24 protein-coding genes are annotated in these 23608 nt (G+C 64.5%); 10 read left to right on the top strand and 14 right to left on the bottom strand.

Annotated features, from left to right (window positions below; all coding sequences use genetic code 11):
* Positions 1 to 62 precede the first annotated feature (62 nt).
* From QO034_RS02925 to QO034_RS02910, 4 genes are all read right to left on the bottom strand, one after another.
* A complete protein-coding gene (locus QO034_RS02925; RefSeq protein WP_284484003.1) occupies positions 63 to 476 on the bottom strand; it encodes a c-type cytochrome in 414 nt (137 codons plus the stop codon).
* Positions 477 to 606: 130 nt separating this feature from the next.
* Entirely contained in the window at positions 607 to 1146 is a 540-nt protein-coding gene (locus QO034_RS02920; RefSeq protein WP_321169983.1) for a tetratricopeptide repeat protein, read from the bottom strand.
* 64 nt (positions 1147 to 1210) lie between these two features.
* Positions 1211 to 2167 (bottom strand): YVTN family beta-propeller repeat protein, encoded by a 957-nt coding sequence (locus QO034_RS02915; protein WP_284484002.1) that lies wholly within the window; start codon positions 2165 to 2167, stop codon positions 1211 to 1213.
* Positions 2164 to 3330, bottom strand: a complete 1167-nt coding sequence (locus QO034_RS02910) for an ABC transporter substrate-binding protein (RefSeq protein WP_284484001.1) — start codon at positions 3328 to 3330, stop codon at positions 2164 to 2166. Before QO034_RS02910 ends, QO034_RS02915 begins: the two co-directional genes overlap by 4 nt.
* 165 nt (positions 3331 to 3495) lie before the next feature.
* On the opposite strand from QO034_RS02910, the gene pedF reads away from it, so the two are divergent.
* The 7 genes from pedF (at position 3496) to QO034_RS02875 (ending at position 10113) form a co-directional block, all read left to right on the top strand.
* Positions 3496 to 4173 (top strand): cytochrome c-550 PedF, encoded by a 678-nt coding sequence (gene pedF / locus QO034_RS02905; RefSeq protein WP_284484000.1) that lies wholly within the window; start codon positions 3496 to 3498, stop codon positions 4171 to 4173.
* Positions 4174 to 4267: 94 nt separating this feature from the next.
* Positions 4268 to 5170 (top strand): substrate-binding periplasmic protein, encoded by a 903-nt coding sequence (locus QO034_RS02900; RefSeq protein ID WP_284483999.1) that lies wholly within the window; start codon positions 4268 to 4270, stop codon positions 5168 to 5170.
* Positions 5171 to 5242: 72 nt separating this feature from the next.
* The gene (locus tag QO034_RS02895) at positions 5243 to 5770 is read left to right on the top strand and encodes a CoxG family protein (protein ID WP_284483998.1); all 528 of its coding nucleotides are present in this window, start codon (positions 5243 to 5245) and stop codon (positions 5768 to 5770) included.
* Between the two features lie 32 nt (positions 5771 to 5802).
* A complete protein-coding gene (locus tag QO034_RS02890) occupies positions 5803 to 6288 on the top strand; it encodes a (2Fe-2S)-binding protein (protein WP_284483997.1) in 486 nt (161 codons plus the stop codon).
* Positions 6289 to 6418: 130 nt separating this feature from the next.
* Positions 6419 to 8782 (top strand): xanthine dehydrogenase family protein molybdopterin-binding subunit, encoded by a 2364-nt coding sequence (locus QO034_RS02885; RefSeq protein ID WP_284483853.1) that lies wholly within the window; start codon positions 6419 to 6421, stop codon positions 8780 to 8782.
* A gap of 92 nt (positions 8783 to 8874) precedes the next feature.
* Positions 8875 to 9663, top strand: coding sequence for an FAD binding domain-containing protein (locus QO034_RS02880; protein ID WP_284483852.1), 789 nt, complete (start codon positions 8875 to 8877; stop codon positions 9661 to 9663).
* A gap of 111 nt (positions 9664 to 9774) precedes the next feature.
* Positions 9775 to 10113 carry a phasin family protein gene (locus tag QO034_RS02875; protein WP_284483996.1) on the top strand — a complete coding sequence of 113 codons (339 nt, stop codon included), beginning with the start codon at positions 9775 to 9777 and terminating at the stop codon, positions 10111 to 10113.
* Here QO034_RS02875 and QO034_RS02870 read toward each other — a convergent pair.
* The 10 genes from QO034_RS02870 to cobA all read right to left on the bottom strand — a co-directional run bounded on the left by QO034_RS02870 (position 10110) and on the right by cobA (position 19842).
* Positions 10110 to 10772, bottom strand: coding sequence for a hypothetical protein (locus QO034_RS02870; RefSeq protein ID WP_284483995.1), 663 nt, complete (start codon positions 10770 to 10772; stop codon positions 10110 to 10112). The two genes, QO034_RS02875 and QO034_RS02870, sit on opposite strands and share 4 nt — an antisense overlap.
* A gap of 3 nt (positions 10773 to 10775) precedes the next feature.
* Positions 10776 to 12176 carry a selenium-binding protein SBP56-related protein gene (locus QO034_RS02865; RefSeq protein ID WP_284483994.1) on the bottom strand — a complete coding sequence of 467 codons (1401 nt, stop codon included), beginning with the start codon at positions 12174 to 12176 and terminating at the stop codon, positions 10776 to 10778.
* A gap of 286 nt (positions 12177 to 12462) precedes the next feature.
* Entirely contained in the window at positions 12463 to 13050 is a 588-nt protein-coding gene (gene infC, locus QO034_RS02860; RefSeq protein ID WP_284483993.1) for a translation initiation factor IF-3, read from the bottom strand.
* A gap of 320 nt (positions 13051 to 13370) precedes the next feature.
* Positions 13371 to 14762, bottom strand: a complete 1392-nt coding sequence (locus tag QO034_RS02855) for an alpha/beta fold hydrolase (protein ID WP_284483992.1) — start codon at positions 14760 to 14762, stop codon at positions 13371 to 13373.
* Between the two features lie 95 nt (positions 14763 to 14857).
* Entirely contained in the window at positions 14858 to 15700 is an 843-nt protein-coding gene (locus QO034_RS02850) for a ferredoxin--NADP reductase (RefSeq protein WP_284483991.1), read from the bottom strand.
* Positions 15701 to 15769: 69 nt separating this feature from the next.
* Positions 15770 to 16174: a DUF934 domain-containing protein gene (locus QO034_RS02845; protein WP_284483990.1), complete on the bottom strand. Its 405-nt coding sequence runs from the start codon at positions 16172 to 16174 to the stop codon at positions 15770 to 15772.
* Positions 16171 to 16950, bottom strand: a complete 780-nt coding sequence (locus QO034_RS02840; protein ID WP_284483989.1) for a phosphoadenylyl-sulfate reductase — start codon at positions 16948 to 16950, stop codon at positions 16171 to 16173. Before QO034_RS02840 ends, QO034_RS02845 begins: the two co-directional genes overlap by 4 nt.
* Positions 16940 to 18604 carry a nitrite/sulfite reductase gene (locus tag QO034_RS02835; RefSeq protein ID WP_284483988.1) on the bottom strand — a complete coding sequence of 555 codons (1665 nt, stop codon included), beginning with the start codon at positions 18602 to 18604 and terminating at the stop codon, positions 16940 to 16942. Before QO034_RS02835 ends, QO034_RS02840 begins: the two co-directional genes overlap by 11 nt.
* A 54-nt stretch (positions 18605 to 18658) precedes the next feature.
* The gene (locus tag QO034_RS02830) at positions 18659 to 18976 is read right to left on the bottom strand and encodes a DUF2849 domain-containing protein (RefSeq protein WP_284483987.1); all 318 of its coding nucleotides are present in this window, start codon (positions 18974 to 18976) and stop codon (positions 18659 to 18661) included.
* The gene (cobA, locus tag QO034_RS02825; protein ID WP_284483986.1) at positions 18976 to 19842 is read right to left on the bottom strand and encodes a uroporphyrinogen-III C-methyltransferase; all 867 of its coding nucleotides are present in this window, start codon (positions 19840 to 19842) and stop codon (positions 18976 to 18978) included. Before cobA ends, QO034_RS02830 begins: the two co-directional genes overlap by 1 nt.
* 149 nt (positions 19843 to 19991) lie before the next feature.
* On the opposite strand from cobA, the gene QO034_RS02820 reads away from it, so the two are divergent.
* The 3 genes from QO034_RS02820 to QO034_RS02810 all read left to right on the top strand — a co-directional run bounded on the left by QO034_RS02820 (position 19992) and on the right by QO034_RS02810 (position 23591).
* Positions 19992 to 20459: an Lrp/AsnC family transcriptional regulator gene (locus tag QO034_RS02820; protein WP_284483985.1), complete on the top strand. Its 468-nt coding sequence runs from the start codon at positions 19992 to 19994 to the stop codon at positions 20457 to 20459.
* A gap of 160 nt (positions 20460 to 20619) precedes the next feature.
* Entirely contained in the window at positions 20620 to 22371 is a 1752-nt protein-coding gene (locus QO034_RS02815; RefSeq protein WP_284483984.1) for a sensor histidine kinase, read from the top strand.
* Positions 22368 to 23591 carry a sigma-54-dependent transcriptional regulator gene (locus QO034_RS02810; protein ID WP_284483983.1) on the top strand — a complete coding sequence of 408 codons (1224 nt, stop codon included), beginning with the start codon at positions 22368 to 22370 and terminating at the stop codon, positions 23589 to 23591. Before QO034_RS02815 ends, QO034_RS02810 begins: the two co-directional genes overlap by 4 nt.
* Positions 23592 to 23608 lie beyond the last annotated feature (17 nt).

The following is a 23608-nucleotide window of genomic DNA, read 5'->3' as shown; positions in this document are numbered from 1 at the left end:
CCGTCCGGGGAGCAATCCACGCGGAGACGGTCCCGGCCGCCGCGGGCGGCCGCCGGGCGCGGTCAGTCGGCGATCTTGCTGCCGTCCCGCGTCGTGATGCTGGCGAGATAGGCGAGGATGAAATCCTGCACGGTGCGGTCGTCGATGCCGACGTGGCGCATCTTGGTGCCGGGCATGAAGCCGTCATTGTCTTCCATCCAGGCGCGCAGGGCGGCAGGGGTCCAGACGATTCCGGAGGCTTCCAGCGCGATAGAATATTCGTAGTCGGGATAGCTTCCGGCGGCGCGGCCCAGGATGTTTTCGAGCGGCGGACCATAGCTTTCGTGATCGGCGTCGGTCGCGTGGCACCTGCGGCATTCCGCGGCGAACAGTTGAGCGCCCGCATCCACCTTGACCTTTTCAAAGGTGGATTCGGCGGCAGCGCCGGTGGCCAGACCGGACAGGGCAAGCAACAGGGCGGGAATGATCGGTTTCATGGGGTCCTCCGGGGTTCAGATCGGTCCGACCGTAACCGGTCCGCATGTCGGCTCCTATTGACAGGGATCAAGAAAAAGCGGCTTTCGGACTGTGCTTTAGTCGTAGACCGGCCGGTTTTCCGAAGCTCGGTCAGAAGGCCGGGGCGTATTTCCAGTTGTCCGCGTCCGGCGTCACCTCTTCGGGATCGTAGCCCGCCGCCTGCAATCTGAGCGCGATATCGAGACCCTGCGCCGCCGCCTTGTCGACCAGGGCGCGCCCCTGGCCGGTGTCCTGCGCGACTCCGTGACCCCGGATCAGGTCCAGCCCGTAGTTGAACTGCCCGACCGGATCGCCCGCGAGCGCCGCGCGCCGGTCCCATTCGGCGGCGGCGTCAGGGTTGTATTCCGCGCCCAGACCGTTGTTGTCGAGTTGCCCCATCCAGGTCATCGCCCCGGTGTATCCGGCCGCCGCACAGGCCGTGAACACCGACCGGGCGTCGATGTGGTCGCCTTTCTTGGTCAGGTGATATCCCGAGGCGCAGGTTATCATGTCGACCTGCCCGCGCGCGGCATTGTCCAACACCCGGTCAATGCCCATTTCGGGAGGGTTCAGCGCGCCATTGGCATCCGTATCGCCGCACCAGGCGGGGGCGGACAGCAGGCAGGCGATGGCGAAAGCGGGTTTGAACAATGGACGATCCCCCGGACCTGTCGTTCTGTTGCGGGCTTCTTCGTGCGGCGACACCGCCGCCCGGTCAGGGCCGCGTCGCCGCGCCCCAGGGAAAACGGCCGACCTTGATCGTCTTGACGGCCTCGCGGTTCGCAACGTCGATCACCGTCACGTCGCCCGAAACGCCATTGGTGGTGAACAGCAGCGAGTCGTCGGGCGAGAACGCCATGTGCCAGACCCGGCGCCCCACGAGGATGTAGTCTTCGACCTCGAAGGTTTCGGCATTGATGACGGCCACGTGATTGGACGGGCCGAGCGCCACGAAAACGGTCTTTTCGTCGGCGCTGAATTCGAACCCCACGGGTTGCACCCGGTCCGGATGCACGCCTTGCACTTCGAACCGGATCTTGGCCTTTTCCGCCTGGGTGGCCGTGTCGAACACGGTGACGGTGCCGCCGATTTCGGAACTGACCCAAAGTTCGCTGCCGCCGGCGGCGAATTCGGCATGGCGCGGACGCGCATCGACCAGGGTATTGGCGAAAAGTTCGCGGGTTTCCGTGTCGATCCAATGCGCCATGTTGGTGGTTTCGGACGTGGTGATCGCGATTTTCCCGTCCGGGCTCACCGCCATGCCTTCGGGTTCGATGCCGACATTGATCTGCGCCAGGATTGTCCGGGTTTCGGTATCGACGACCGTCGTGATCGCATCGTCTTCGTTGGCGATGTAGAGATGGCGGTCGTTCGGATGAAGGGCGAATTGTTCCGGGTCCTCGCCCGAGGGCAGGTCGTGCAGGATTTCGCCGGTGTCCGGGTCCATCACCTGCACGGTGTCGCTGTCGGAGGCGCAGATATAGACCCGTGAATAGTCGTGCGAAAAGATGATGCCGCGCGGACGTTCGCCCGTGGGAATCGTGCGGGTGACTTCCAGCGTCTGCACGTCGATGACGCTGATGGTGTCGTCCTTCTCGTTGGTGATCCAGACCTCGCCCGCCGACACTGGCGCGGCCAGCAGGATGGCGATGGGAAAATGCAAAAACCTCATTTGAACGCCTCACATCTGCTTTCGGGTTCGTCCAGCCCGAGCGTGTCCATTTCACTGCGTTGATGCAGGTATCCGTCGAGCGGCGCAAGCGCCACCAGAGCCCGGTCCGTCACCAGCGGGATGGGCTGGCGCATCTGCCCGTTCCAGGTCCGGAAGGACAGCGGCCTTCCCTTGAACCCGGCCAGTTCGAACCCGTCCGACAGCAGGAAGTCCCGCAGCGTCGCGGCATCGTCGGCATTGGTGCGCGTCATCGCTTCGCCAAGGCTGCGCATCGCGGCCCAGGCGGCATAGTCGCGCGGAGCCATGTCGCGCCCCGTCATCTCCACGAACCGGTTTTGCAATTGCGCGGCGCCCCATTGTTCGACGACCCGGTCCCAGGCCACCGGACGCAGGCCTTCCGATCCCGCCACCGGGCGCGGCACCCAGGTGTTGTAGGCGACGTATCTGCCGAAATCGTGCAGTTCATCCGCCACCAGCATCATGGCGTAGTCGCCGAAGTCCTGGGTGAACAGGGGCACCTCCTGGGCTGCATTGCGGCGCATGTCGGCGTCGAAGTCCCAGGTCTTTTCGGCGATCGTTCCGATTCCGAACTTGACGGCGCTGCGTTTCAGGGCCGTGGCAAAGGCGATGTCGTCCGGATGCGCGCCGGCGATCATCGCCAGCTTGTCCCAGCGTTTGAACACGGCGAACTGCATCAGGGCATCGGCCCGCATGGCGTCCGACGGGATGGTGTGAAACAGGTTGGCGCGGCAGCCGTCGTCGCGCAGCGTCATGTTGCCGGCCGCGGCATTGAACAGCAGCGCTCCGGCGGCTTCCGGCAGGTCGGCGACGCGCTGCGCATCGGCTGCCGGCATGTCCAGGATGAGAAAGGCGGACGTCGCGAGCGCTGTGCGCGCCGCCGACAGCAGGTCGCCGTCTTCCGGCACCTCCACGACGTCAAGATGGTAGGCATGGTTCAGGAACCGTCCGGTCGTTTCGTTTTCCGTCAGGCCGAGACGCGCGCCGGCGATTCCCAGGTTCTCCGGGTCCGGGTCGAGGTTCGACAGGACCGGCGGGCGCGGCGTCGCCTGTTGCAGGTAAGTCACCGACACCGCGAGATCGGCAAGAGCCGCCACGCCGGACAACCAGGCAAGACCGAGCCCCAGGATCGTTGATCTGAACACGTAATTCTCCTCTTTGATCGTCAATCTGAGCAACGGGCCGACGCATTGCCATTAGACCATGGTCGAAGTTCGGGGCGGATTCGTGCAATCTAGAACCAAGGTCGAATACCGCAGCGCAGCATTGGCGGGTAAAAACGCGAAACTGGATACGAAAGGGAGTAGGACATGTTGACGAGAAAACCATTGGCCGCCCTGGGTCTGATTTTGAGCGCGACGCTTGCGCAGGCGCACGGGGACGTTGCCCCGCAGCCGGTGGATACGGATGTCTTGCCCGATGTCGGCGAGGAGTGGCTGACCGAAAATCCGTATCGCGACGCGGGTATCGATGTCTGGACCGCCGCGATCGAGATCGGCGACAGCGGCTACAATCAGAACTGTGCACGCTGCCACGGACTGGGCGGCGTGTCCGGCGGGCTTGCCCCGGACCTGAGGTATCTCGAAGCCGAGGAATTCGGGGACGAATGGTTCGTCGAACGCTTTCAGACAGGCTATACCCAGAACGGCATAACGAAGATGCCGGCTTTCGGCGAACTCCTGGGGCAGAAAGCCGCCTGGGCGATCCGCACCTATGTCGAAACCCGCCCGGACGATGGGGCGCTGGACGACTATACCGCCCGACTGAAGGAGATCCGGGACGCGCTGGACGGGATGCCGGCCGACGGGGGCGAGGCGGACTCTTTGCGGGCCGAACTGGTCCTGATCGCGGAAAAGATAGAAACCGGGTCCGGCGCGCCTGTCGCCGACAGCCCCGCATTCCGGGCGGCCAACCTGATCTCGGGCGACATGCCCGACTTCAAGGCCGCCGCCGAAGCGTTGACAATCGGCCTCTCGGCCGCACACTGATCCGGGATGCGGTGGCATTTGCAGGTAATCGGATAACACCCGGCCCGGCGCCGCAGTCGCAATTCCGGCGGGCGCCGGGCCACAGGGGGGGCACATGAAAACATCCATCCGCGGCGTTCTTCTCTCCCTGGCGCTCGGATGGTCCGGCGCGACCGCGGGGCTGGCCCGCTGCGCGGATCATGTGCCCCAACCCAAACCGCAGAACGCTGACCGTGACATTGTCGGCGCGGACCTGGACACGATCCGGGACAGGGGGTTCATGACCTTTGCCGTCTATGAGGATTTTCCGCCCTGGTCCTACCTGGACAGGGGCAAGCCTTCCGGGATCGACATCGACATCGCGCGGCTGATTGCCGAGGATATCGGGGTCGAGCCGCGGTTCGATCTGGTCGCCGCCGGAGAGAACCTGGACGCCGACCTGCGAAACTGGGTCTGGAAGGGTCCGGTCGTGGGCGGACAGGTCGCCAATGTCATGATGCATGTTCCCTATGACAGCGAATTCGCCTGCCGTGTCGAGCAGGTCGTTTTCACCGGCCAGTACCATGTGGAGGAGATTGCCATCGCGTACCGCCGGGACGCCTACCCGGACGATCCTCCCGTGCCCGCCTATTTCCGTTTCGATACGGTCGGGGTGGAAAACGATTCCATCGCGGATTTCTACCTCTCGGCCTTTCCGGGCGGGCAATTGGCCGAGAACGTGACCAGGTATCCGAGCGTTCAACTGGCGATGCAGGGGCTGGCAGAGGCCGCGACCAAGGCGGCGATGGGTCCGAAAGCGCAGCTGGAATTCGGTCTGACGCCGGATCTCGACCTTCATGCCCCGCCCTTGCCGGGCTTTTCCGTCGGCAGTTGGACCGTCGGAGTCGCGGTGCATTTCGCCTATCGTCCGCTGGCCTATGCGGTGGACGATGCCATTTTCGCCGCGATGCAGGACGGCCGGATGCAACGGATCTTTGACGATCATGGCGTCACCTTCCGCCCGCCGGAACTGCGGTAACGGCACCTTGGTCCCATTGCCGGGTCTGTGATTCGGCCCTAACGTTTCGAAATCAAGCCGGAGGATCTCCCCATGCAGATGAACGAATCCCGAGAAATCGCCGCGCCGCGTGCGCAAGTCTGGCAGGCGCTGCTGGATCCCGAAGTGTTGAAGAAATGCGTGCCGGGCTGTCAGGAAATGACCGGCTCCGCCGCCGACGGTTTTGAAGCGACGGTCGTGCAGAAGGTCGGTCCGGTCAAGGCGACCTTCAAGGGAAGCGTGACGATATCCGATGTCGTCGAGGGTGAAAGCCTGACGCTGAGCGGCGAAGGCAAGGGCGGCGCCGCCGGATTCGCAAAGGGCGAGGCCAGGGTGACGCTTGCGGACAGCGACGCCGGCACGATTCTGACCTATGACGTGGAGGCGAAGGTCGGCGGCAAGCTGGCGCAGCTCGGCAGCCGCATCATCGACGGTTTCGCCAAGAAGATGGCGGAACAGTTTTTTTCGAGTTTCCAGAACGCGGTCGAAGGCCCGGCGGAACCGGGTGAAACGCCGGACGGCGAAACCGATGGCGAAGCGCCGGCGAAAAAGGGCTGGCTGAAACGGCTCGTGTCCAACTGAGCCAGAAAACGGAACGAAGAGGGGAGATTGTAATGTCTGAAGTTCGGATTGTAGTGAATGGTGTTGAGCGTTTTGGTGTTGTTGAGGGTCGGACGTTGTTGTCGGGTTTTTTGCGGGACGGGCTGGGTTTGACGGGGACGCATGTGGGATGCGACACGAGCCAGTGCGGGGCCTGCGTGGTTCATGTGGACGGTCAGGCGGTGAAGTCCTGCACGATGTTCGCGGTTGAGGCGGACGGGCGTTCGGTGGACACGATCGAGGGGCAGGCGGCGCCGGACGGGACCCTGAACGCGATCCAGCAGGCGTTCCAGGATCATCACGGGCTTCAGTGCGGTTTCTGCACGCCGGGGATGGTGATGTCGGCGGCGGCGCTTCTGAAGGAGAACCCGACGCCGGGCGAGGCGGAGATCCGGGAGTATCTGGAGGGCAATCTCTGCCGGTGCACCGGCTATCACAACATCGTCAAGGCGATCCTGGCGGCGTCGGGTCAGGACGTGGCCGCCATCGCGGCGGAATAACAGCGGGGGGCCAGCCCCCCGCAGCCCCCCGGAGTATTTTTCCAAAGATGAAGGGGGCGGGGCGCGGCCCGGATTTTCAGAGCGGCAGGGCGGGGTTCCCCCCGCCGCCCCAGGGAAGGAGAATGAGAACATGCCGAAGGATCACGGGATCGGGGCCAGCCCGAAGCGGCGCGAGGACGTGCGGTTTCTGAGCGGGACCGGCAATTATACCGACGACATCAACCTGAATGGCCAGGCCTATGTGCATTTCCTGCGCTCGGACGTGGCGCATGGGCGGATCGACAGGGTGGACACGGCGGCGGCGGCGGCGATGCCCGGTGTCGTGCGGATCTTCACCGGCGCGGATTTCGAGGGCGTCGGCGGGCTGCCCTGCGGCTGGCAGGTGACCGACCGGCACGGGCAGCCGATGGCCGAGCCGGGGCACCCGGTGCTGGCGCAGGGCAAGGTGCGCCATGTGGGCGACCCGATCGCGGCGGTGGTGGCCGACACCTATGAACAGGCGCGCGACGCGGCGGAAGCCATCGAGCTCGACATCGAGGAACTGCCCGCCGTGGTCGACATGAAGGCGGCGCTGCGGGACGGTGCGCCGAAGGTGCATGACGACCTGGCGGGCAACCTCTGTTATGACTGGGGGTTCGTCGAGGAGAACCGCGAGGCGGTGGACAAGGCGATCAAGGAAGCGGCGCATGTGACCACGCTGGAGCTGGTGAACCAGCGGATGGTGGCCAACCCGATGGAGCCGCGGGTGGCGGTCGGGGATTACAACCGGGCGACCGGGGATCACACGCTCTATACCACCTCCCAGAACCCGCATGTGATCCGGCTGTTGATGGGGGCCTTCGTGCTGGGCATTCCCGAGCACAAGCTGCGGGTGGTGGCGCCGGACGTGGGCGGCGGGTTCGGCACCAAGATCTTCCACTATGCGGAGGAGGCTTTCTGCACCTTTGCCGCCAAGGCGGTGAACCGGCCGGTCAAGTGGACGAGTTCGCGCAGCGAGGCCTTCATGTCCGACGCCCATGGGCGCGATCACGTGACGAAGATCGAGCTGGCGCTGGACGCGGAGAACAATTTCGTGGCGCTGCGCACCGATACCCATGCCAATATGGGGGCGTATCTGTCGACCTTCGCGCCCTCGGTTCCGACCTGGCTGCACGGCACGCTGATGGCGGGGAACTACAAGACGCCGCTGATCTATGTGAACGTCAAGGCGGTCTTCACCAACACGGTGCCGGTGGATGCCTATCGCGGGGCCGGGCGGCCGGAGGCGACGTTCCAGCTCGAGCGGGTGATCGACAAGGCGGCGCGCGAGCTGGGGGTCGACCCGGTCGCGCTCAGGCGGCAGAACTTCATCACCGAGTTCCCCTATGCCACCCCGGTGGCGGTGGAATACGACACTGGTGATTACAACGCGACGATGGACAAGCTGATCGAGATCGGCGATTTTGCGGGTTTCGCGGCGCGCCGGGCGGCGAGCGAGGCGAAGGGCAAGCTGCGCGGGCTGGGGGTGAACTGCTATATCGAGGCCTGCGGCATCGCGCCCTCCAACCTGGTGGGGCAGCTTGGCGCGCGCGCCGGGCTTTACGAGAGCGCCACGGTGCGGGTCAACGCCACCGGCGGGCTCGTCGTGATGACCGGCAGCCATTCCCACGGGCAGGGGCATGAGACGGCGTTTCCGCAGGTCATCGCCGAGATGATCGGGATCGACGAGAGCATGGTCGAGATCGTGCATGGCGACACGGCGAACACGCCGATGGGGATGGGCACCTACGGGTCGCGTTCCCTCGCGGTGGGGGGCAGCGCCATGGTGCGGGCGACCGAGAAGATCATCAACAAGGCGAAGCGGATCGCGGCGCATCTGATGGAGGCGTCCGAGAGCGACATCGAGCTGAAGGACGGGCAGTTTTCCGTCGCGGGGACCGACAAGTCGGTGGCCTGGGGCGATGTCACCCTGGCGGCCTATGTGCCGCACAACTATCCGCTGGAGGATATCGAGCCGGGTCTCGAGGAGACGGCGTTCTACGATCCGTCGAACTTCACCTACCCGTCGGGCGCCTATGCCTGCGAGGTGGAGGTGGATCCGGAGACCGGCCGCGTGACGATCGAGCGGATGACGGCGGCGGACGATTTTGGCAATATCGTCAACCCGATGATCGTGTCGGGCCAGGTGCATGGCGGGCTCGCCCAGGGGATCGGGCAGGCGCTGCTGGAAGGCTGCGTCTATGACGAGAACGGCCAGTTGCTGAGCGCGTCCTACATGGATTACGCGATGCCGCGGGCGGACGACCTGCCGTTCTACACGGTGGATCATTCCTGCGTCACGCCCTGCACCCACAACCCGCTCGGGGTGAAGGGCTGCGGCGAGGCCGGCGCGATCGGGTCGCCGCCCTCGGTGGTCAACGCGGTGGTCGACGCGTTGCAGTCGGCGGGCCGGGACGTGACCCATATCGACATGCCGCTGAGCCCGGCGCGGGTCTGGGCGGCGCTGCAGGGCTGATTTCAACCGTCCGGACCGGGGCTCTGCCCCGGACCCCGGAGTATTTTCAGCAAGAGGAAGGGGGCGGCCCCGGGCTCTTGGAGGAGACAGAGATGTACAGTTTTGAAGTGGACAAGCCGGGCAGCGTCGAGGCGGCGGTCGCGGCGTTGCAGATCGAGGAGGCGATGGCGCTGGGGGGCGGCCAGACGCTGATCCCGACGCTGAAGCAGCGGCTGGCGAGCCCGTCGCGGCTGGTGAGCCTTGCGGGCATCGCCGAGATGAAGGGGGTTTCCGCAGTGGATGGCGTCGTGACCATCGGCGGCGGCACGCCCCATGCCACGGTGGCGCGCGAGGCGGCCGGGGCCTATCCGGCGCTGGCGGCGCTGGCGGGCAATATCGGCGACCCGGCGGTGCGCAACCGCGGCACCATCGGCGGGTCGCTGGCCAACAACGATCCGGCGGCCTGCTATCCTTCGGCCGCGCTGGCTTCGGGGGCGACCATCGTGACCAGCAGCCGCGAGATCGCGGCGGACGATTATTTCCAGGGCATGTTCACCACGGCGCTGCACGAGGGCGAGATCGTCACCGCGGTGCGCTTTCCGGTGCCGCAGGCGGCGAGCTATCAGAAGTTCGAGCAGCCGGCGTCGCGGTTCGCGCTGGTCGGGGTGTTCTTGGCGCGCTTCGCCGAGGGCGTGCGTGTGGCGGTGACCGGCGCCTCCGAGGACGGCGTGTTCCGCTGGAGCGAAGCCGAGGAGGCGCTGAACAAGGAGTTCCGCGCCGACGCCCTCACCGGCCTCGCCATCGCCCCCGAAAACATGATCGCGGACCTGCACGGCACAAAGGAATACCGCGCACACCTCGTCTCCGTCATGACAAAACGCGCCATCAGGGCCGTGGGGTGACAGGGATACCGCCCCGCCGAACCGGCGGGGCGGTTATCTGTTGATCGATATCAAGGCCCGGAAGCGGCGGATGCACCATAGGAAGCAGACGCGTTTCTTGAGGATATCCCCATGGCGAAACCCAACAGGCAAACTCCGGACGCCGCCGCCAGCATTGCCGATGCGATCGTGCAGATGCAGAGGCACGGTCTCAATTCCATGTCCTGGATGGGGGTGGACGGGATGGAAAGGATGCGCAGCCTTGGCGACGAGGCGTTCAATTTCCTTTCCGAAAGGATGAAAGAGGACGCGACGCTGCTGCACGGGTTGCTGCATTGCCGGGATCTGGAAGAGCTTCGGCGCTTTCAGGCGGAATTCATCCGGACCGCGATCGATCAATACACGGAAGCGACCGGCCGGATGATCGAACTGGGCGCGGCCATGGTTCCGGGACGCCAGCCAAGGGATTAGATGGCGGACCAGAGGCCGAGCGCGCCGACAAGCACGAGGCTCAGCCCCCAGAGGGTTTCGAGATCGAACCAGCTGCGCGCCAGGAATTGCAAACCCAGCCAGCGGTAGACCGCGACTGCCAGGGCGCCCCCGGCGGCGAGCATGGCCAGCGTGTGGACGACGGCCACTCCCAGGGTCAGGCCGGCGTTCCGGATCATCAGGCCGGCTGCCGCGCGATGTCCGGCGTCCAGATCTTCGGTTCCGCAAAGTCCGAGATAGATCGGAACCAGCATCAGGGCCGCCCCGTGGACGATGGCCACCAGAAATGACCAGAGAACGAGCCGGGTGGGCGGTATCCGTGCCAGGAACCGGGGGTGGCGCCGGTTGAAGAGCAGCCACAGACCCATGCCGATCACCACCAGCCCGGCGGCGATCCGCAAGGGCCGTTCGTAGGACAGGAGCGCCGTCATGGCGGAGACCGGCAACAGGATGGCCATCATCGCCAGGAAATGCCCGGCTGTCAGGGCGGCGAGTGCGGAAAGCAGCGCGCCGCCGCGCCGTTCCATCAGCGCCGAGGACACCGCAAGAGGCCATCCCATGCCGGGATTCAGCCCGTGATAAAGACCGCTGATGACCACGGCCAGCCAGAGACCGGCCGTGGTGCTGAACAGGTCGCTCAAGGATCAGGCAGAAGGATAGCAGAAACTGTCGGTGGAACAGTCGCCGCCTTCCAGCCGGATCTGGTGCGATCGGTAGCCTTCGGGAAAGTCGACCCAGAAGTCTTCGGCCAGCGTCAGGCCGCCGTTTTCGCCGACATGCGCCATCACCATCGCCGCGCCCCGATCGCCCGGATAGAACTGGTCGTCCCAGGTCGAGTAGAGGGAGTTGGTCCAGTAGACCCGTTTTCCGTCACGGCTGATTTCGACCATCTGCGGGCCATAGCCGAAGGGCTTGCCGTTGGGATGGGGCGTCCTGGCGACGATCCCGCCGATTTTCACCTTGCCGGCCAGGGTCGGATTCATCGGGTCGGACACATCGTACTGATGCATTTCGCCCAGGCCCCAGCACGAGACATAGAGATACCTGTCATCCAGACTGAGATCGATGTCCGTGACCAGCGGTGGAACCGCGGAAAACCCTTTCAGAAGTTCGGGCAGATCCTCCGGATCCGCCGGCGCCGGGTCGATGGTGATCGTCTTCCTGGCCTGCCAGGTGCCGTCCTTGTCGCGCCACCAGGTGAAGATCGCCCCCTGGAGATTCGTGGTGTCCACGACCACGCCGCAGAAGCCGTATTCCTTGACCGGATCATGGGCCGGACGGATTTCGAGCGCCATCTGGTGGTTTTCCCCCAGGTCTATCGTCTGGACGTTCTTGCGGCCCCGCAGATCCCAGAAATGGATCGCGTGGCCGTATTTGTTGGACAGCAGGTCTTCGGCCACGAGGCCGTTCTCGAATTGCGGAGGCAGGGCCCATTCGGAGCTGACCATGTAGTCGCGCGGCAGGTTCCACCAGAAGTCATAGTGCTTGTCCTGGATGCCGCGGTCCATCTCATAGCGGCCGATGATGTCGAAGGTCTGGCAATCCATGATGAAGATGCCCGGAGGTCCGTCCGTGCCATCCTGTCCGCCGCCGCCGAGCGTCGATACATAGATGCCTTCGGGGCCGCAATGGATCGTATGGGGGCGCGAATAGCCGGTCTTGGCAAAGACCTCCTCGGGCTCGATGATCTTGTGGATGGAGGCTTTGAGCGGCTCCTTCACGTCGATCACGTAGATCCGGGATGAGCGGATGCCGGGGATGATCAGGTAGCGCCGTTCCAGAAAGGCATGGCCGCTGAGCGGGGACAGCGCCGACGAGCAGGCGTTCCAGCCGAAGTGGTGAAATTCGTCCCCCTTGTTGGGCATCATGACGGTATGCAGAATTTTTCCGTAACTGTCTGATTTCGGGTTTACATCCACAACAGCCAGCCCATCGGGCCGGCTTCCGTCCGGGCTGAGCAGCAGGGTATAGGCGATGGTTTCAACCGGCGCCTGCATGGCCAGTTTCGGGGATGCGTGAAATGTCGGATCGGGTCGCAAGTTCAAGGTATGTCCTCCCAGTCGATACGCTGCCGCGATCGGAGTCTCGCCGGAATTCGCCTGTTTCTTCAGCCTGCCGTCGAGCACATGGTCTGCCCGGCGCGGGATTCGGTCAAGGTTTCCTTGCCGGGGGGGACGGACAGGCGGCATTTCCCCGTTCCGGAGGCTTGACCCGCCTGATGGACGTTTCCCGGCGGTGGCGCCGTCAAGGCGGGGAAAACGCGGACCGGAACGCAAGACACCCGGCGCGGGGCCGGGTGTCGGAAGCGGGCATCGGCGCGGTGCGACAGACCTATTTGTTCGGCAGGGGGCCGATCAGCATGATCATCTGGCGGCCTTCCATCTTGGGAAAGTTTTCGACCCGGCCGACATCCTTTGTGTCTTCGGCAACGCGTTCCAGCAACTCGCGTCCCAGATTCTGATGCGCCATCTCGCGTCCGCGAAATCTCAGCGTCACCTTCACCTTGTCGCCGTTTTCCAGGAACTTGAACACATTGCGCATCTTGACATTGTAATCGTTGGTGTCCGTGTTCGGGCGGAATTTGACTTCCTTGATCTCGATGATCTTCTGTTTCTTGCGCGCTTCGGCCTCGCGCTTTTGCGTTTCGTACTTGAACTTGCCGAAGTCCATTATCTTGCAAACGGGCGGGTTTGCATTGGGCGAAATCTCGACAAGATCAAGCCCGGCTTCTTCGGCCATGACCATGGCGCGGGCGGGTGTGACGACACCTACGTTTTCTCCGTCTGCGCCGATGAGGCGGATTTCGGGAGCGCGGATGCTGTCGTTGACGCGCGGGCCGGTGTCGCGGGTCGGCGGCGCGTTGTGGGGTCTGCGGGCTATGGAATCGTTCCTTTGATCGTTGGAATTTATGAAGCGCAAACCTAGCTTTGCCCGCGTTCCTGTTCAAGTCGCAATTCGTTGCCGATAAAATCGGATGCATGGTGTCCAAAGGCGTCTGTTCGTCATATTGCCGGCTTCGGCGACAGGGAACGGGTCAGAACGCGGCGCCGGTTCGGCTTCTCCGGAAAAGCTTGGGAGATTGCCGTGAAACCGGCGATCCGGACCTGCTCAAGACGGCGTTGGCGCGGATCAGGTCGGTCTTGGGACACTGACCCGGATCGGCGCGACCTGTCCGGTTTCGTCCGGCTCGCCGGTCCGCGAGGACGGGCGTGGCGTTTGCGATTGAAAGCGCGGGCGGATCAACCGAGATGGCGGGCGACGAAGAGACGGAACTGTTCGTGAAAGATGTCGAAGGCTTCCGTGCCTTCGATCAGGATGTGGTTGGAACCGGGCAGGGCGATGAACTCGGAATTTGGCAGCAGGGCAGCCATCCGCCGGCCTTCGTCGAGCGGGATGCGCCGGTCGCCTTCGGCATGGAAGACCAGCGCCGGGGCGGTCACCTTGCGGGCCAGCGCGGACACGTCCACATGCGCGTTCATGTCGTTGATCCGCGCGGCGTTTGCCGGCGAGGTGGTCACCCGCTGGCGTTCGTCCCATTGCGCCTTTTGCTGCGGAGACGCCTCGGGGATCATCGATTCGGTGAAGACATTGCGGTAAGCCGGGTTGGCCGAGCCCCAGCCCTCGCGGATCAGGGTGTTCGTGGCTTGGTGCAGCGCCGCCTGTTCCGGCGCACCCCGGCAAAGCGCGCCGCGCGCATAGCCGCCAAGAAGCACCAGGCAGGCCACCTTGTCCGGGTTTTCGGCGGCGTAGCGGATCGAAAAGGCGCAGCCCTGCGACTGGCCGAACAGGGCGAAGCTGGCCAGCCCGGTGGCCTGCACCACCGCGTCCATATCCGAGATCATCGAATCTTCGGACAGTTCGTCCACATCCCAGTCGGACAGGCCGTTGCCGCGCTGATCGAAGCGCACCAGCCGGTGATGCCGGGCGATGCGGGCAAGCCCCGGCCCGGCGATCGGGCTGCGCCAGTCGTAATCCAGGTGATTGATCCAGTTGGGCGCCTTGAACACGGTCGGACCGCTGCCGATTTCCGCATGGGCCAGCATCACCCCGTCCGGGGCGGCGCAGAACCCGATCTTCTGGGCCTGGGCTTCGTCGTCGAACGGGCTGAAGGCCTGCTGCGGTTCCGCGCGCCACTGCCAGACGCGCACCGGGCGGGCGAGGTTGTGGACCCGCTGGATGCCGAGATCGCTGAACCCGTCCTGCAGGCCGGGGGGCAGCATCTGCCAGGCCGCGTCGGAGATGCAGAGACCGCCCGCCGCCGACAGGCTTTCCAGCCGCGCGGCCAGGTTCACCGTGTCGCCCATGAGGTCGTCGCCCTGCGGCGTGACATCGCCCGCATGCAGGCCCATGCGGTAGCGCAGCCGGGTTGTCTCGGGCCGGGCGGTCTCGGTTTCGGCCAGCGCCTGCTGCAATGCGATCGCGCATTCGATGGCCGCGCGGACCGAGGCGAATTCGGCGAGGAAACCGTCGCCGGTGGATTTCACCACCTGTCCTCCCGCATCCGAGATGGCGGGATCGATCACAAGATCACGCAGACCCTGCTGACGGTTCAGGACCGCGTCCTCGTCGGTTTCGACAAGGCTGGAGAACCCTTCGATATCCGCGATCAAGATGGCGCTGAGGCGGCGCATGTCGGCCCCTTGGAAAAACAATCCGGATCACTCTAACCGGAAAGCCCCGCCAGAATCATCTGCCAATATCCGGTTGCGCCCGACGCATGCATTCGTCAGCCGACAAAGGCCTTTTCGACCACGTATTCCTTCGGATCGGAATTCGCGCCTTCGCGCAGGCCGAAGCCTTCGAGGATTTCCTTCAGATCGACGTTGAACCCGAGCGAACCGCAGACCATCGCCCGGTCGGTGGCCGGGTTGATCGGGTCAATGCCCAGATCGGCAAATACCGTTCCGTCCTTCAGCAGGTTGGTGATGCGGCCCATCCTGGGGCTCTGTTCGCGGGTCGTCGTCGGATAGTAGCGGATCTTGTCGAGGTTTTCGCGGCCCAGAAGTTCGATCATCATCTCGTCGGACTTGAGGCTCTCGATCAGCTGGCGGCCATATTCGAGTTCCGCCACGTCGCGGCAGGTATGGGTGATGATGATCTCGTCGTAATCCTCGTAGGTCTGCGGTTCGCGCAGAAGCGAGGCAAAGGGCGCGAAGCCGGTGCCGGTCGCGAAGAACCAGATGCGATGGCCCGGCAGCAGCGCGTCATGCACCAGTGTGCCGACCGGCTTGGGGCGCAGGATGATCTGGTCGCCGGGTTCGATATGCTGCAACTTGCTGGTCAGCGGGCCGTCCTGGACCTTGATCGAATAGAACTCCAATTCATCGTCCCAGGCCGGGCTGGCGATGGAATAGGCGCGCAGCAGCGGTTTGCCATTGTCTCCGAGAAGCCCGATCATCACGAATTCGCCGGACCGGAACCGCAGGGTCTGCGGGCGCGTCACCCGGAAGGAAAACAGCCGGTCCGTCCAGTGTTTCACCCCGGTCACTGTCTGGGCATCGGGCAGGGCGGGCATCTTTACGGGCGTGGCATCGGTTGCGGCTTGGGTCACGGGAGTCATCTCTGTCATCGTTTTCATCGCCGGACTGTTTAACCGGCACCTCTGATTAATCTTTGATGTATGTCAGGGAAAGGGGACTTAGCCGCGCAGGCGCGACTGATAGTCGTGATCGCGCCAGTTCGCGCGGGCCAGCCACTGGTCTTCCGGCTGGCGGGCGGCCAGATCGTCGTCGATCTCGACCTCGTCAAAGCCCGACCGGCGGGCCATCGCGTATTGATCCGCCAGCACGTGCCCGCATGCGCGCAGCCGTCCCGCGAAGCCCCTGAGCCGCAGTTGCCGGGCGATGCTGAACCCGCGCCCGTCCGAAAAGCTCGGGAAATTCACCCGGATCATTTCCAGTCCGGGCGACAGCGGCACCTGGTCGGGATCGGTGTCCGGTTCCAGATGGAGCGCGAGCGCATCATTGGCGGCCGCGTTCGGTTTGGCATATCCGCGGTTCCAGTCATCTGCGGCAAAGCCCGCATCGGTCACGATCGTTGTCATCTTGCAGCTCCTGCCGGGACGATTTTTCCGTTTACAAAGTGAATGCCGCATTCGTCCTTGGCCTGGTCGCGCCAGCGGCCCGAACGCGGATCCTCGCCGGGGGCAACAGGGGACGTGCAGGGGGCGCAGCCGATGGACGGGTAGCCGCGCGCCACCAGCGGATGCCGCGGCAGGCGGTTTTCATCCATATAGGCGCGCACGTCCTCCGGTGCCCAATGCGCCAGCGGATTGACCTTTATCCGGTTGCTGCCCTCTTCGACCTCGAAGAAGTCGAGCGCGGCGCGGCTGCCGGACTGAAACCGCTTGCGCCCGGTGATCCAGCCGTCAAAGGTGCTGAGCGCCGCGTTCAGAGGTTCTGTCTTGCGCAGCGCGCAGCAGGCGTCGGGGTCTGTGCGATGCAGGGTTCCGTGCGGATCGCGGGCGGCGATGTCCCGTGCCCGGATAATCCGCAGGTTCCGCAGGTCCAGCCGTTCCGCCAGTTCTGTCTGGTAGACCAGCGTCTCGGTGAACAGCATCTCGGTGTCGATGAACAGGACCGGGGTGGCGCGGTCGATCACGGCCACCATGTGCAGCAGCACCACGGATTCCGCGCCGAAGCTCGACACCAGCGCGATCCGGCCCGCATCCGACAGCGCGCCCTGCAGCACGGACGTGGCGCTGTGGTGGCGGTAGCGCGCGTTCAGCCGATCAACATCGGGTCGGACGTCCCGGCCGGTGGCGGGGCCTCCGGCAGGAGTATTTGGGGCAAGAGGAAGCCCGACCGGATCATGCAGCATGGGCCCGCGCCTCGGGGTAGAGTGCCGATTTGAACGGGGCGAGTCCCGTCCGGCGGTAGGTTTGCAGGAATGTTTCGGCCGGTTCCGTGCGCAGGTCGAGATAGGCCTGCACCAGCCGTTCGATGGCCGGAACGATCTCGTCCGCGGAGAATCCGGGGCCAGCGCGTTCGCCGATCACCGCGTCTTGCGTGGCGTCGCCGCCCAGTGTGATCTGGTAGTTTTCGACTCCGGCCCGATCCAGCCCGAGAATGCCGATATGTCCCACGTGGTGATGACCGCAGGCATTGATGCAGCCCGATATCTTGATCTTGAGCGGGCCGATGTCGTTCTCGATCTTGAGCTCGTCGAACCGGGTGGCGATTTCCTGCGCGATCGGAATGGAGCGGGCGGTGGCAAGGGCGCAGTAGTCCATGCCGGGGCAGGCGATGATATCACTGATCAGCCCGATATTGGCGGTCGCGAGGCCGGCGGCCTTCAGCGCGGCATGCAAGGCCGGCAGGTCCGATTTGTGGACATGCGGCAGGATGACGTTCTGTTCGTGGCTGATGCGCAGTTCGTTATACCCGAACCGTTCCGCGAGATCCGCCATGACCCGCATCTGCTCCGAACTGGCGTCGCCGGGCGTCGCGCCATGCGCCTTCAGGCTGATCGATACGATTGCATGATCCGGGTCCCGGTGTTCGGCAAGATTGGTATCCGCCCAACTGCGGAACACGGGATCGGTCTTGCATGCGGTTTCGAACGCAGCGACCGATGCGCCGCGCAGGGCAGGCGGAGCGAAGGCGGCCTCGATGTCGTCGAGCCGCGCCTGGTCCAGCCCGACGAAGGTCGTGCGGAGCCGCTCGAACAGCGTTTCGACCCGGTCGCGGATGGCATCGATCCCGTGCTCGTGGACGGTGATCTTGATCCGGGCCTTGTATTTGTTGTCGCGTCTGCCCAGCAGGTTGTAGACGCTGAGCGCGGCTTCGAGATAGGGCAGAAGGTCGGCGCGGGGAAGGAAGTCGCGCAGCACCTTTCCGATCATCGGCGTTCGGCCGAGGCCGCCGCCAATCACAACCTGGAACCCGGTCTCGCCATCCCGTTCAAGGATGCGCAGCCCGATGTCATGGGCCTTGATGACCGCGCGGTCATTGGCGCTGCCGGTGACGCCGATCTTGAACTTGCGGCCGAGAAACTGGAACTCCGGATGGTCGGTGGACCATTGGCGGATCAGTTCGGCGACCGGGCGCGGGTCGGCGATTTCGTCCGCCGCCGCGCCGGCGAAATGGTCGGCGGTCACGTTGCGGATCGTGTTGCCGCTGGTCTGGATCGCGTGCAGGCCCACTTCGGCCAGCGAATCCAGCATGTCGGGAATATCGGTCAGTTTCGGCCAGTTGTACTGAATGTTCTGGCGTGTCGTGAAGTGGCCGTAGCCCTTGTCCCAGCGGTCCGCCAGTTCCGCCAGCTTGCGCATCTGGGCGCTGTTCAGCGTGCCATAGGGGATCGCCACACGCAGCATGTAGGCGTGCAGTTGCAGGTAGACCCCGTTCATCAGGCGCAGGGGCTTGAATTCATCCTCGGTCAGCGCCCCGGAAACGCGCCGTTCCACCTGGGCGCGGAACTGGGCGTTGCGTTCAGCCAGGAAGGCATTGTCGAATTCGGAATAGACATACATTTTGATGATCCTTTCGGGTCCGGAGCGGTCTGGACGGGCCGGTTTGCGTGGCGGTCAGCGGGTGGGCGTCCTGGGCAGGTCCTGCTGTTTGCCGTGCGGATAGTTCGAAGGTCCCCTGCGGCGGAAGTCTTCGCGGAAGTGGACCGGCTGCGGACCGGAACCGGACGGGGCGATATCGGCCAGGTAGGCGCCCACCACCTTGTTGGCCAGACGCTCGGCATCCAGCAGGCGCAGTTGGGCATGGGCCTCGTCGGTGATGACCTCGGCTTCGGCCAGGTCCCGGCTCCAGCCGTCATCGGCCTTCAGGTAGATGACATCGCCCTCAAGCAGATCGGATGCGGTCACCACTTTGGGCGTAAAATCGCGAGCCATCAGGCACGTTCCTTCTGTTGTTTTGTCTTGAAAATGCCGGGCCGCAGTGCCCCGGCGTTCCTGCGGGGGGGCAGGCCGATGAACGTCAGGGTCGGGCCGAGGATGCCGGAGGCGTCGAGATCCTGCGCCAGTGCGCCCAGGGTCGTCGCGACGACGCGTTCATCCGCGCGGGACGCGTTTTCCACCAGCGTCACCGGCGTATCCCGATCCGCGCCATGCATGATCAGCCGGCCCTGGATGAAGCGGGCGGATTTCCTGCCCATGTAGATCGCCGCGACCTCTCCGGGGCGGGCGAGGGACGTCCAGTCGTGATCCGCGAAACCCTTCATGTCATGCCCGGTCAGAAAGCGGACCGATGAGTTCCGGCCGCGCCGGGTCAGGCTTTGACCGATCGCGGCGACGGCGGCGGAGGCGGCGGTGATTCCAGGAACCACATTCCAGGCGACACCGGCGGCGTCGCAGGCCTCGATTTCCTCGTCCAGCCGGCCGAACACCGAAGAATCGCCGGATTTCAGGCGCACGACGCAGGCGCCCCGCCGGGCCTCGCGCAGGATCAGTTCGTTGATGTCCGCCTGAGGCGTGGACGCGCCGTAGCCTTCCTTGCCGACGTCGATCCTTGGCGTGCGGGCCGGGATTTCCGCCAGGATGTCGTCGCTGATCAGGCGGTCGTGAATGACCAAATCGGCGGCTTGCAGCGCCGCCAGCGCGCGGACGGTCAACAGATCTGCCGCGCCGGGTCCGGCGCCGACGAACAGGACTTTCCCTTCCGTCCGCAGCGCCGGCTTCACGCGCGCGCGAAACCACCCGCGGATCGCAAGAAGGCGCGTCGCAAGGGGTGCAAAGCTGTTTCGTAGTGGGTTCGACATGATCGCATGGACCTGTGAAGGGCTGATTTCTGAGGTGCAATATAGGAAATTGTCCTGCTATTTGACCATATGCCTTGCTAAATAAGGACAAATGTTCCAGTCTTGAAAAGAATTCGGTGAAGTTGTCTTGCGCTTGGAGGAAATTTGGAATGGCGGTGCGGATCGACGAAACGGATCGGAAAATTCTGGCTGAACTGCAAAAGGACGCTGGCCAGTCTCTGGACGATATCGCCAAGGCCGTCGGCAGTTCCAAGACCCCGGTCTGGAACCGTATTCGCAAATTGCGCGAGGCCGGGGTGATCGGCCAACACACGGTTCTGCTCGATGCCGAGGCGCTGGGATTCGAGGCCTGTTTCTTCGTGCTGATCCGTACGTCCGAACATGAAGCCGCCTGGCAGGCCGCCTTTCTCAAGGCGCTGCGCGATCGTCCCGAAGTGCAGGAAGCGCACCGCCTGGCGGGGGATATCGACTATATTCTCAAGGTGCGGGTGCGAAATGCCCGCGCCTATGACGCGTTCTACCAGGCCCTGATTTCAGAGGTCCGGGTGCACAATGTGACGGCCCTGCTGTCGATGGAGGAAATCAAGTCCACGACCATGTTGCCGCTGGAGGCGTGATCCGCGCCTTTCGACACCGCAGAGACGATCTGACCGGTGCGTCTTCGGACCGGACCGCAGCGGTGTCCGTTGGTCCGCGGGGATTGCTACGCGGCCAGCATTGTGCGCAAATCCACCGGGACGGCTGGCCCGATCGCGACCGGATCGTCGGAGGAGACCCATGCGGGACGCGCCGTTTCAACGCAGATGGATTGTGCTGGCCTTTTTGCTGGTCGTCCTTGCGCTCGCAGGGGCGGTCTGGCGATACGGATATTTGCAGGCCCTGGAACAGCTGGCGCGCCGTGCGGAAGCGGATCTTGCACTGGCGAGCGACCGGTTGAGCACGCAGTTGCAGGCCTTTCAGGAACTGGCGGTGCTGATGTCGGATCATCCGGCACTGGATTCCGTGGAAAATCTTGCGATGAGAAACGGCGCCGCGGCCTTGTTGCTGGAGGTTGCGGACAAGACTTCGGCATTGGACGTGTTGTTCGCGGACGCCAGCGGACAGGTGCTGGCCTCCGCCAACGGGCTGACGGCGGGCGACCTGTCCGGCGAGCCCTATTTTCGCCGCGCGATGCAGGGGGCATTGGGCAGCGATCATGGTATCCGGCCGCCGCTGGACGGGCGCGCCTATTTCTACGCGGCCCCTGTTTTCGCCAATGACGGACAGGTGCGCGGCGCGTTGATCGTCGTTGCCGATGTGGAAAGCATAGAACGCTCCTGGCCGAGCAGCACCCCGGCGGTGTTCTTTACGGATACCAACCGCGAGGTGTTCTTTACCAACCGCTCCGAGTTGTTGTTCTGGCGTCGCCCGGACACCGGGGCCGGGCTGGTGCCGCCGGCAGGCGATCCGCCGCCGTTTCAGGCGGAATTGACCGGATCGCATGACCTGTGGACCTTGCGCTGGGGACCCTATCTTCCGGAACATGCCCTGCATCTGCAACGTGAACTGCCGGTCATTGGCCTGACCGGAGAGGTGCTGGTGGACGCGGCCCCGGCACGGCGTCTGGCCTGGTTGCAGGCGGCGGCGGTCGCGGCGATCTGCCTGGCTTTCGGCGCCATGCTTTTTCTTGCGACTGAAAGGCGCCGCGCGCTGGCGCAGGCCAACACGGTGCTGGAAAGCCGTGTCGCGAAACGCACGCAGGAACTGTCCGACACCAATACTCGCCTGCGCCGCGAAGTGCTGGAACGAAAGGAGGCGGAGGCCGCGTTGCAGCGGGCGCAGAGCGATCTGATTCAGGCCGGCAAGCTGAGCGCGCTGGGGCAGATGAGCGCCGGGATCAGCCATGAACTGAACCAGCCGTTGATGGCGATCCGGTCCTTCGCCGAAAACGGGATGCAGTTTCTTGACCGTGGCGACACAGAAAAAGCGGCGGAAAATCTGGGCAGGATATCCGAACTGGCCCGGCGCATGGGACGGATCATCAAGAATCTGCGGGCGTTTGCGCGCCAGGAAAGCGAAGCCGCCGGCCGCGTGGATCTTGTCGCGGTGCTGAACAGCGCGGTCGAACTGACCGAAACACGCATGCGACGCGAAGGCGTGACGGTGGATTTCGAGGCGCCCGAACATCCGGTTTGGGTGCGGGGCGGAGAGGTGCGGCTGGGACAGGTCTTCGTCAACCTGTTGAGCAATGCGGCCGATGCGATGGACGGGCAGGACAGCAAACGGATTCTGGTGAAGATCCAGGTGACCGGTCCGGTGCTTGTCGCCGTCGCCGACAGCGGGCCGGGGCTCGCGATGCCGGAAAAGATCTTCGAGCCGTTTTATTCGACCAAGGTGGTCGGCGCTTCGGAAGGCATGGGGCTTGGTCTTTCGATTTCCTACGGCATCGTTCAGAGCTTTGGCGGTGAAATCAGGGGCGAGAACAGGCCGGACGGCGGCGCGGTCTTTACCGTGAGCCTGGACCCCTGGCGCGAAGAGCGGGCAGCGTGAGCGGGCCGTCCCGCGTCCTGCTTGTCGACGACGATGTCGCCGTGCGCGATGCGCTGGCGCAGACACTGGACCTCGCGGGCTTGCGGGCCACGACGGCGGGGTCCTTTGTCGCCGCCAAGGATCATATCACCCGCGATTTCGCGGGCGTGATCCTGTCGGATATCCGGATGCCGGGACGGGACGGGTTCCATCTGCTCAACTATGCGCGGGACGTCGACGACGAACTGCCGGTGGTCCTGTTGACCGGAGAAGGCGACATCCCGATGGCCGTGTCCGCGATCGAACAGGGCGCCTTTGACTTCCTGGAGAAACCCTGCGCGCCGGGGGACCTGGTTTCGGTCCTGTCGCGGGCGCTGGAGGCGCGCCGGTCGGTGCTTCAGGCCAGGGCCGAGCGGGCGCGGGCGGAAACCGGCGATCCGGCGTCGCGGATGATTTTCGGCTGCTCTGACCTTGCCGGGGCATTGCGTGCACGGGTGCGGAAATTGGCGCAGACGGATGAGGCGATTCTCGTTCACGGGCCGCCGGGCAGCGGCGCGTCCAAGGTGGCGGAAGTCATCCACCTGTGTTCCGCCAGGGCCCACGCGGCCTTTGAGAAACGCGCCGCCGCCGGGCTTGACCGGGCCGCCCTGCGTGACGCGATGCAGGTTGCGGCCCATGGGGCGCTGTTCCTGGACGAGATCGGCGATCTGCCAGCGGATTCACAGATCGCCCTGACCGAATTCCTGGATGCGGGGCACTTTGCGCGGGTCATGGCCGGCAGCACGATCGCGCTGGACGAAGCCCGGCTGAACAGCGAATTGCACTATCGCCTGCAAGGCGCGTCGGTGCGGATCCCGTCGATTGCCGAGCGCCCGGAAGACATTCCGATCCTGTTCCGGCGCTATGCGGAACAGGCGTGCGAGCAGGCGGGCCTGAAACTGCCGGAAATCACCCCGGATCACATGGCTTCGCTGATGGCGCAGGACTGGCCGGGCAATGCGCGGTCTCTGATGAGCGCCGCGATGCGGTTCGTGCTGGGCATGGCCGACGATGCGTCCGATCCGGGCGGACTTGGGTTGGCGGAACAGATGGCGCGGGTGGAACGATCGTTGCTGATCGCCGCCCTGAGCAGGCAGCAAGGCCGCGCGTCGCAGGCCGCGAAGGCGCTGAAGCTGCCCCGCAAGACATTCTATGATAAGCTTGCAAAATACGGGATTCGCCCGGAAGACTTCCGCGATTGAATTGTGTGGATTTCCGC

The organism is Sedimentitalea xiamensis, assembly GCF_030164465.1.
GTDB lineage: Bacteria > Pseudomonadota > Alphaproteobacteria > Rhodobacterales > Rhodobacteraceae > Sedimentitalea > Sedimentitalea xiamensis.
Note: the sequence above shows the minus strand (reverse complement) of the source record. Positions and strands in the feature narration are given on the sequence as shown.

Bases quoted from the DNA above. Each gene is read 5' to 3' on its own strand.
- QO034_RS02820 (WP_284483985.1), top strand. From the start codon at position 19,992: ATGGCGGTGCGGATCGACGAAACGGATCGGAAAATTCTGGCTGAACTG.
- QO034_RS02915 (WP_284484002.1), bottom strand. From the start codon at position 2,167: ATGAGGTTTTTGCATTTTCCCATCGCCATCCTGCTGGCCGCGCCAGTG.
- QO034_RS02850 (WP_284483991.1), bottom strand. From the start codon at position 15,700: ATGACAGAGATGACTCCCGTGACCCAAGCCGCAACCGATGCCACGCCC.
- QO034_RS02890 (WP_284483997.1), top strand. From the start codon at position 5,803: ATGTCTGAAGTTCGGATTGTAGTGAATGGTGTTGAGCGTTTTGGTGTT.
- QO034_RS02900 (WP_284483999.1), top strand. From the start codon at position 4,268: ATGAAAACATCCATCCGCGGCGTTCTTCTCTCCCTGGCGCTCGGATGG.
- pedF (WP_284484000.1), top strand. From the start codon at position 3,496: ATGTTGACGAGAAAACCATTGGCCGCCCTGGGTCTGATTTTGAGCGCG.
- QO034_RS02895 (WP_284483998.1), top strand. From the start codon at position 5,243: ATGCAGATGAACGAATCCCGAGAAATCGCCGCGCCGCGTGCGCAAGTC.
- QO034_RS02840 (WP_284483989.1), bottom strand. From the start codon at position 16,950: ATGCTGCATGATCCGGTCGGGCTTCCTCTTGCCCCAAATACTCCTGCC.
- QO034_RS02925 (WP_284484003.1), bottom strand. From the start codon at position 476: ATGAAACCGATCATTCCCGCCCTGTTGCTTGCCCTGTCCGGTCTGGCC.
- QO034_RS02875 (WP_284483996.1), top strand. From the start codon at position 9,775: ATGGCGAAACCCAACAGGCAAACTCCGGACGCCGCCGCCAGCATTGCC.
- QO034_RS02885 (WP_284483853.1), top strand. From the start codon at position 6,419: ATGCCGAAGGATCACGGGATCGGGGCCAGCCCGAAGCGGCGCGAGGAC.
- QO034_RS02845 (WP_284483990.1), bottom strand. From the start codon at position 16,174: ATGACAACGATCGTGACCGATGCGGGCTTTGCCGCAGATGACTGGAAC.
- cobA (WP_284483986.1), bottom strand. From the start codon at position 19,842: ATGTCGAACCCACTACGAAACAGCTTTGCACCCCTTGCGACGCGCCTT.
- QO034_RS02815 (WP_284483984.1), top strand. From the start codon at position 20,620: ATGCGGGACGCGCCGTTTCAACGCAGATGGATTGTGCTGGCCTTTTTG.
- QO034_RS02835 (WP_284483988.1), bottom strand. From the start codon at position 18,604: ATGTATGTCTATTCCGAATTCGACAATGCCTTCCTGGCTGAACGCAAC.
- QO034_RS02880 (WP_284483852.1), top strand. From the start codon at position 8,875: ATGTACAGTTTTGAAGTGGACAAGCCGGGCAGCGTCGAGGCGGCGGTC.
- QO034_RS02855 (WP_284483992.1), bottom strand. From the start codon at position 14,762: ATGCGCCGCCTCAGCGCCATCTTGATCGCGGATATCGAAGGGTTCTCC.
- QO034_RS02830 (WP_284483987.1), bottom strand. From the start codon at position 18,976: ATGGCTCGCGATTTTACGCCCAAAGTGGTGACCGCATCCGATCTGCTT.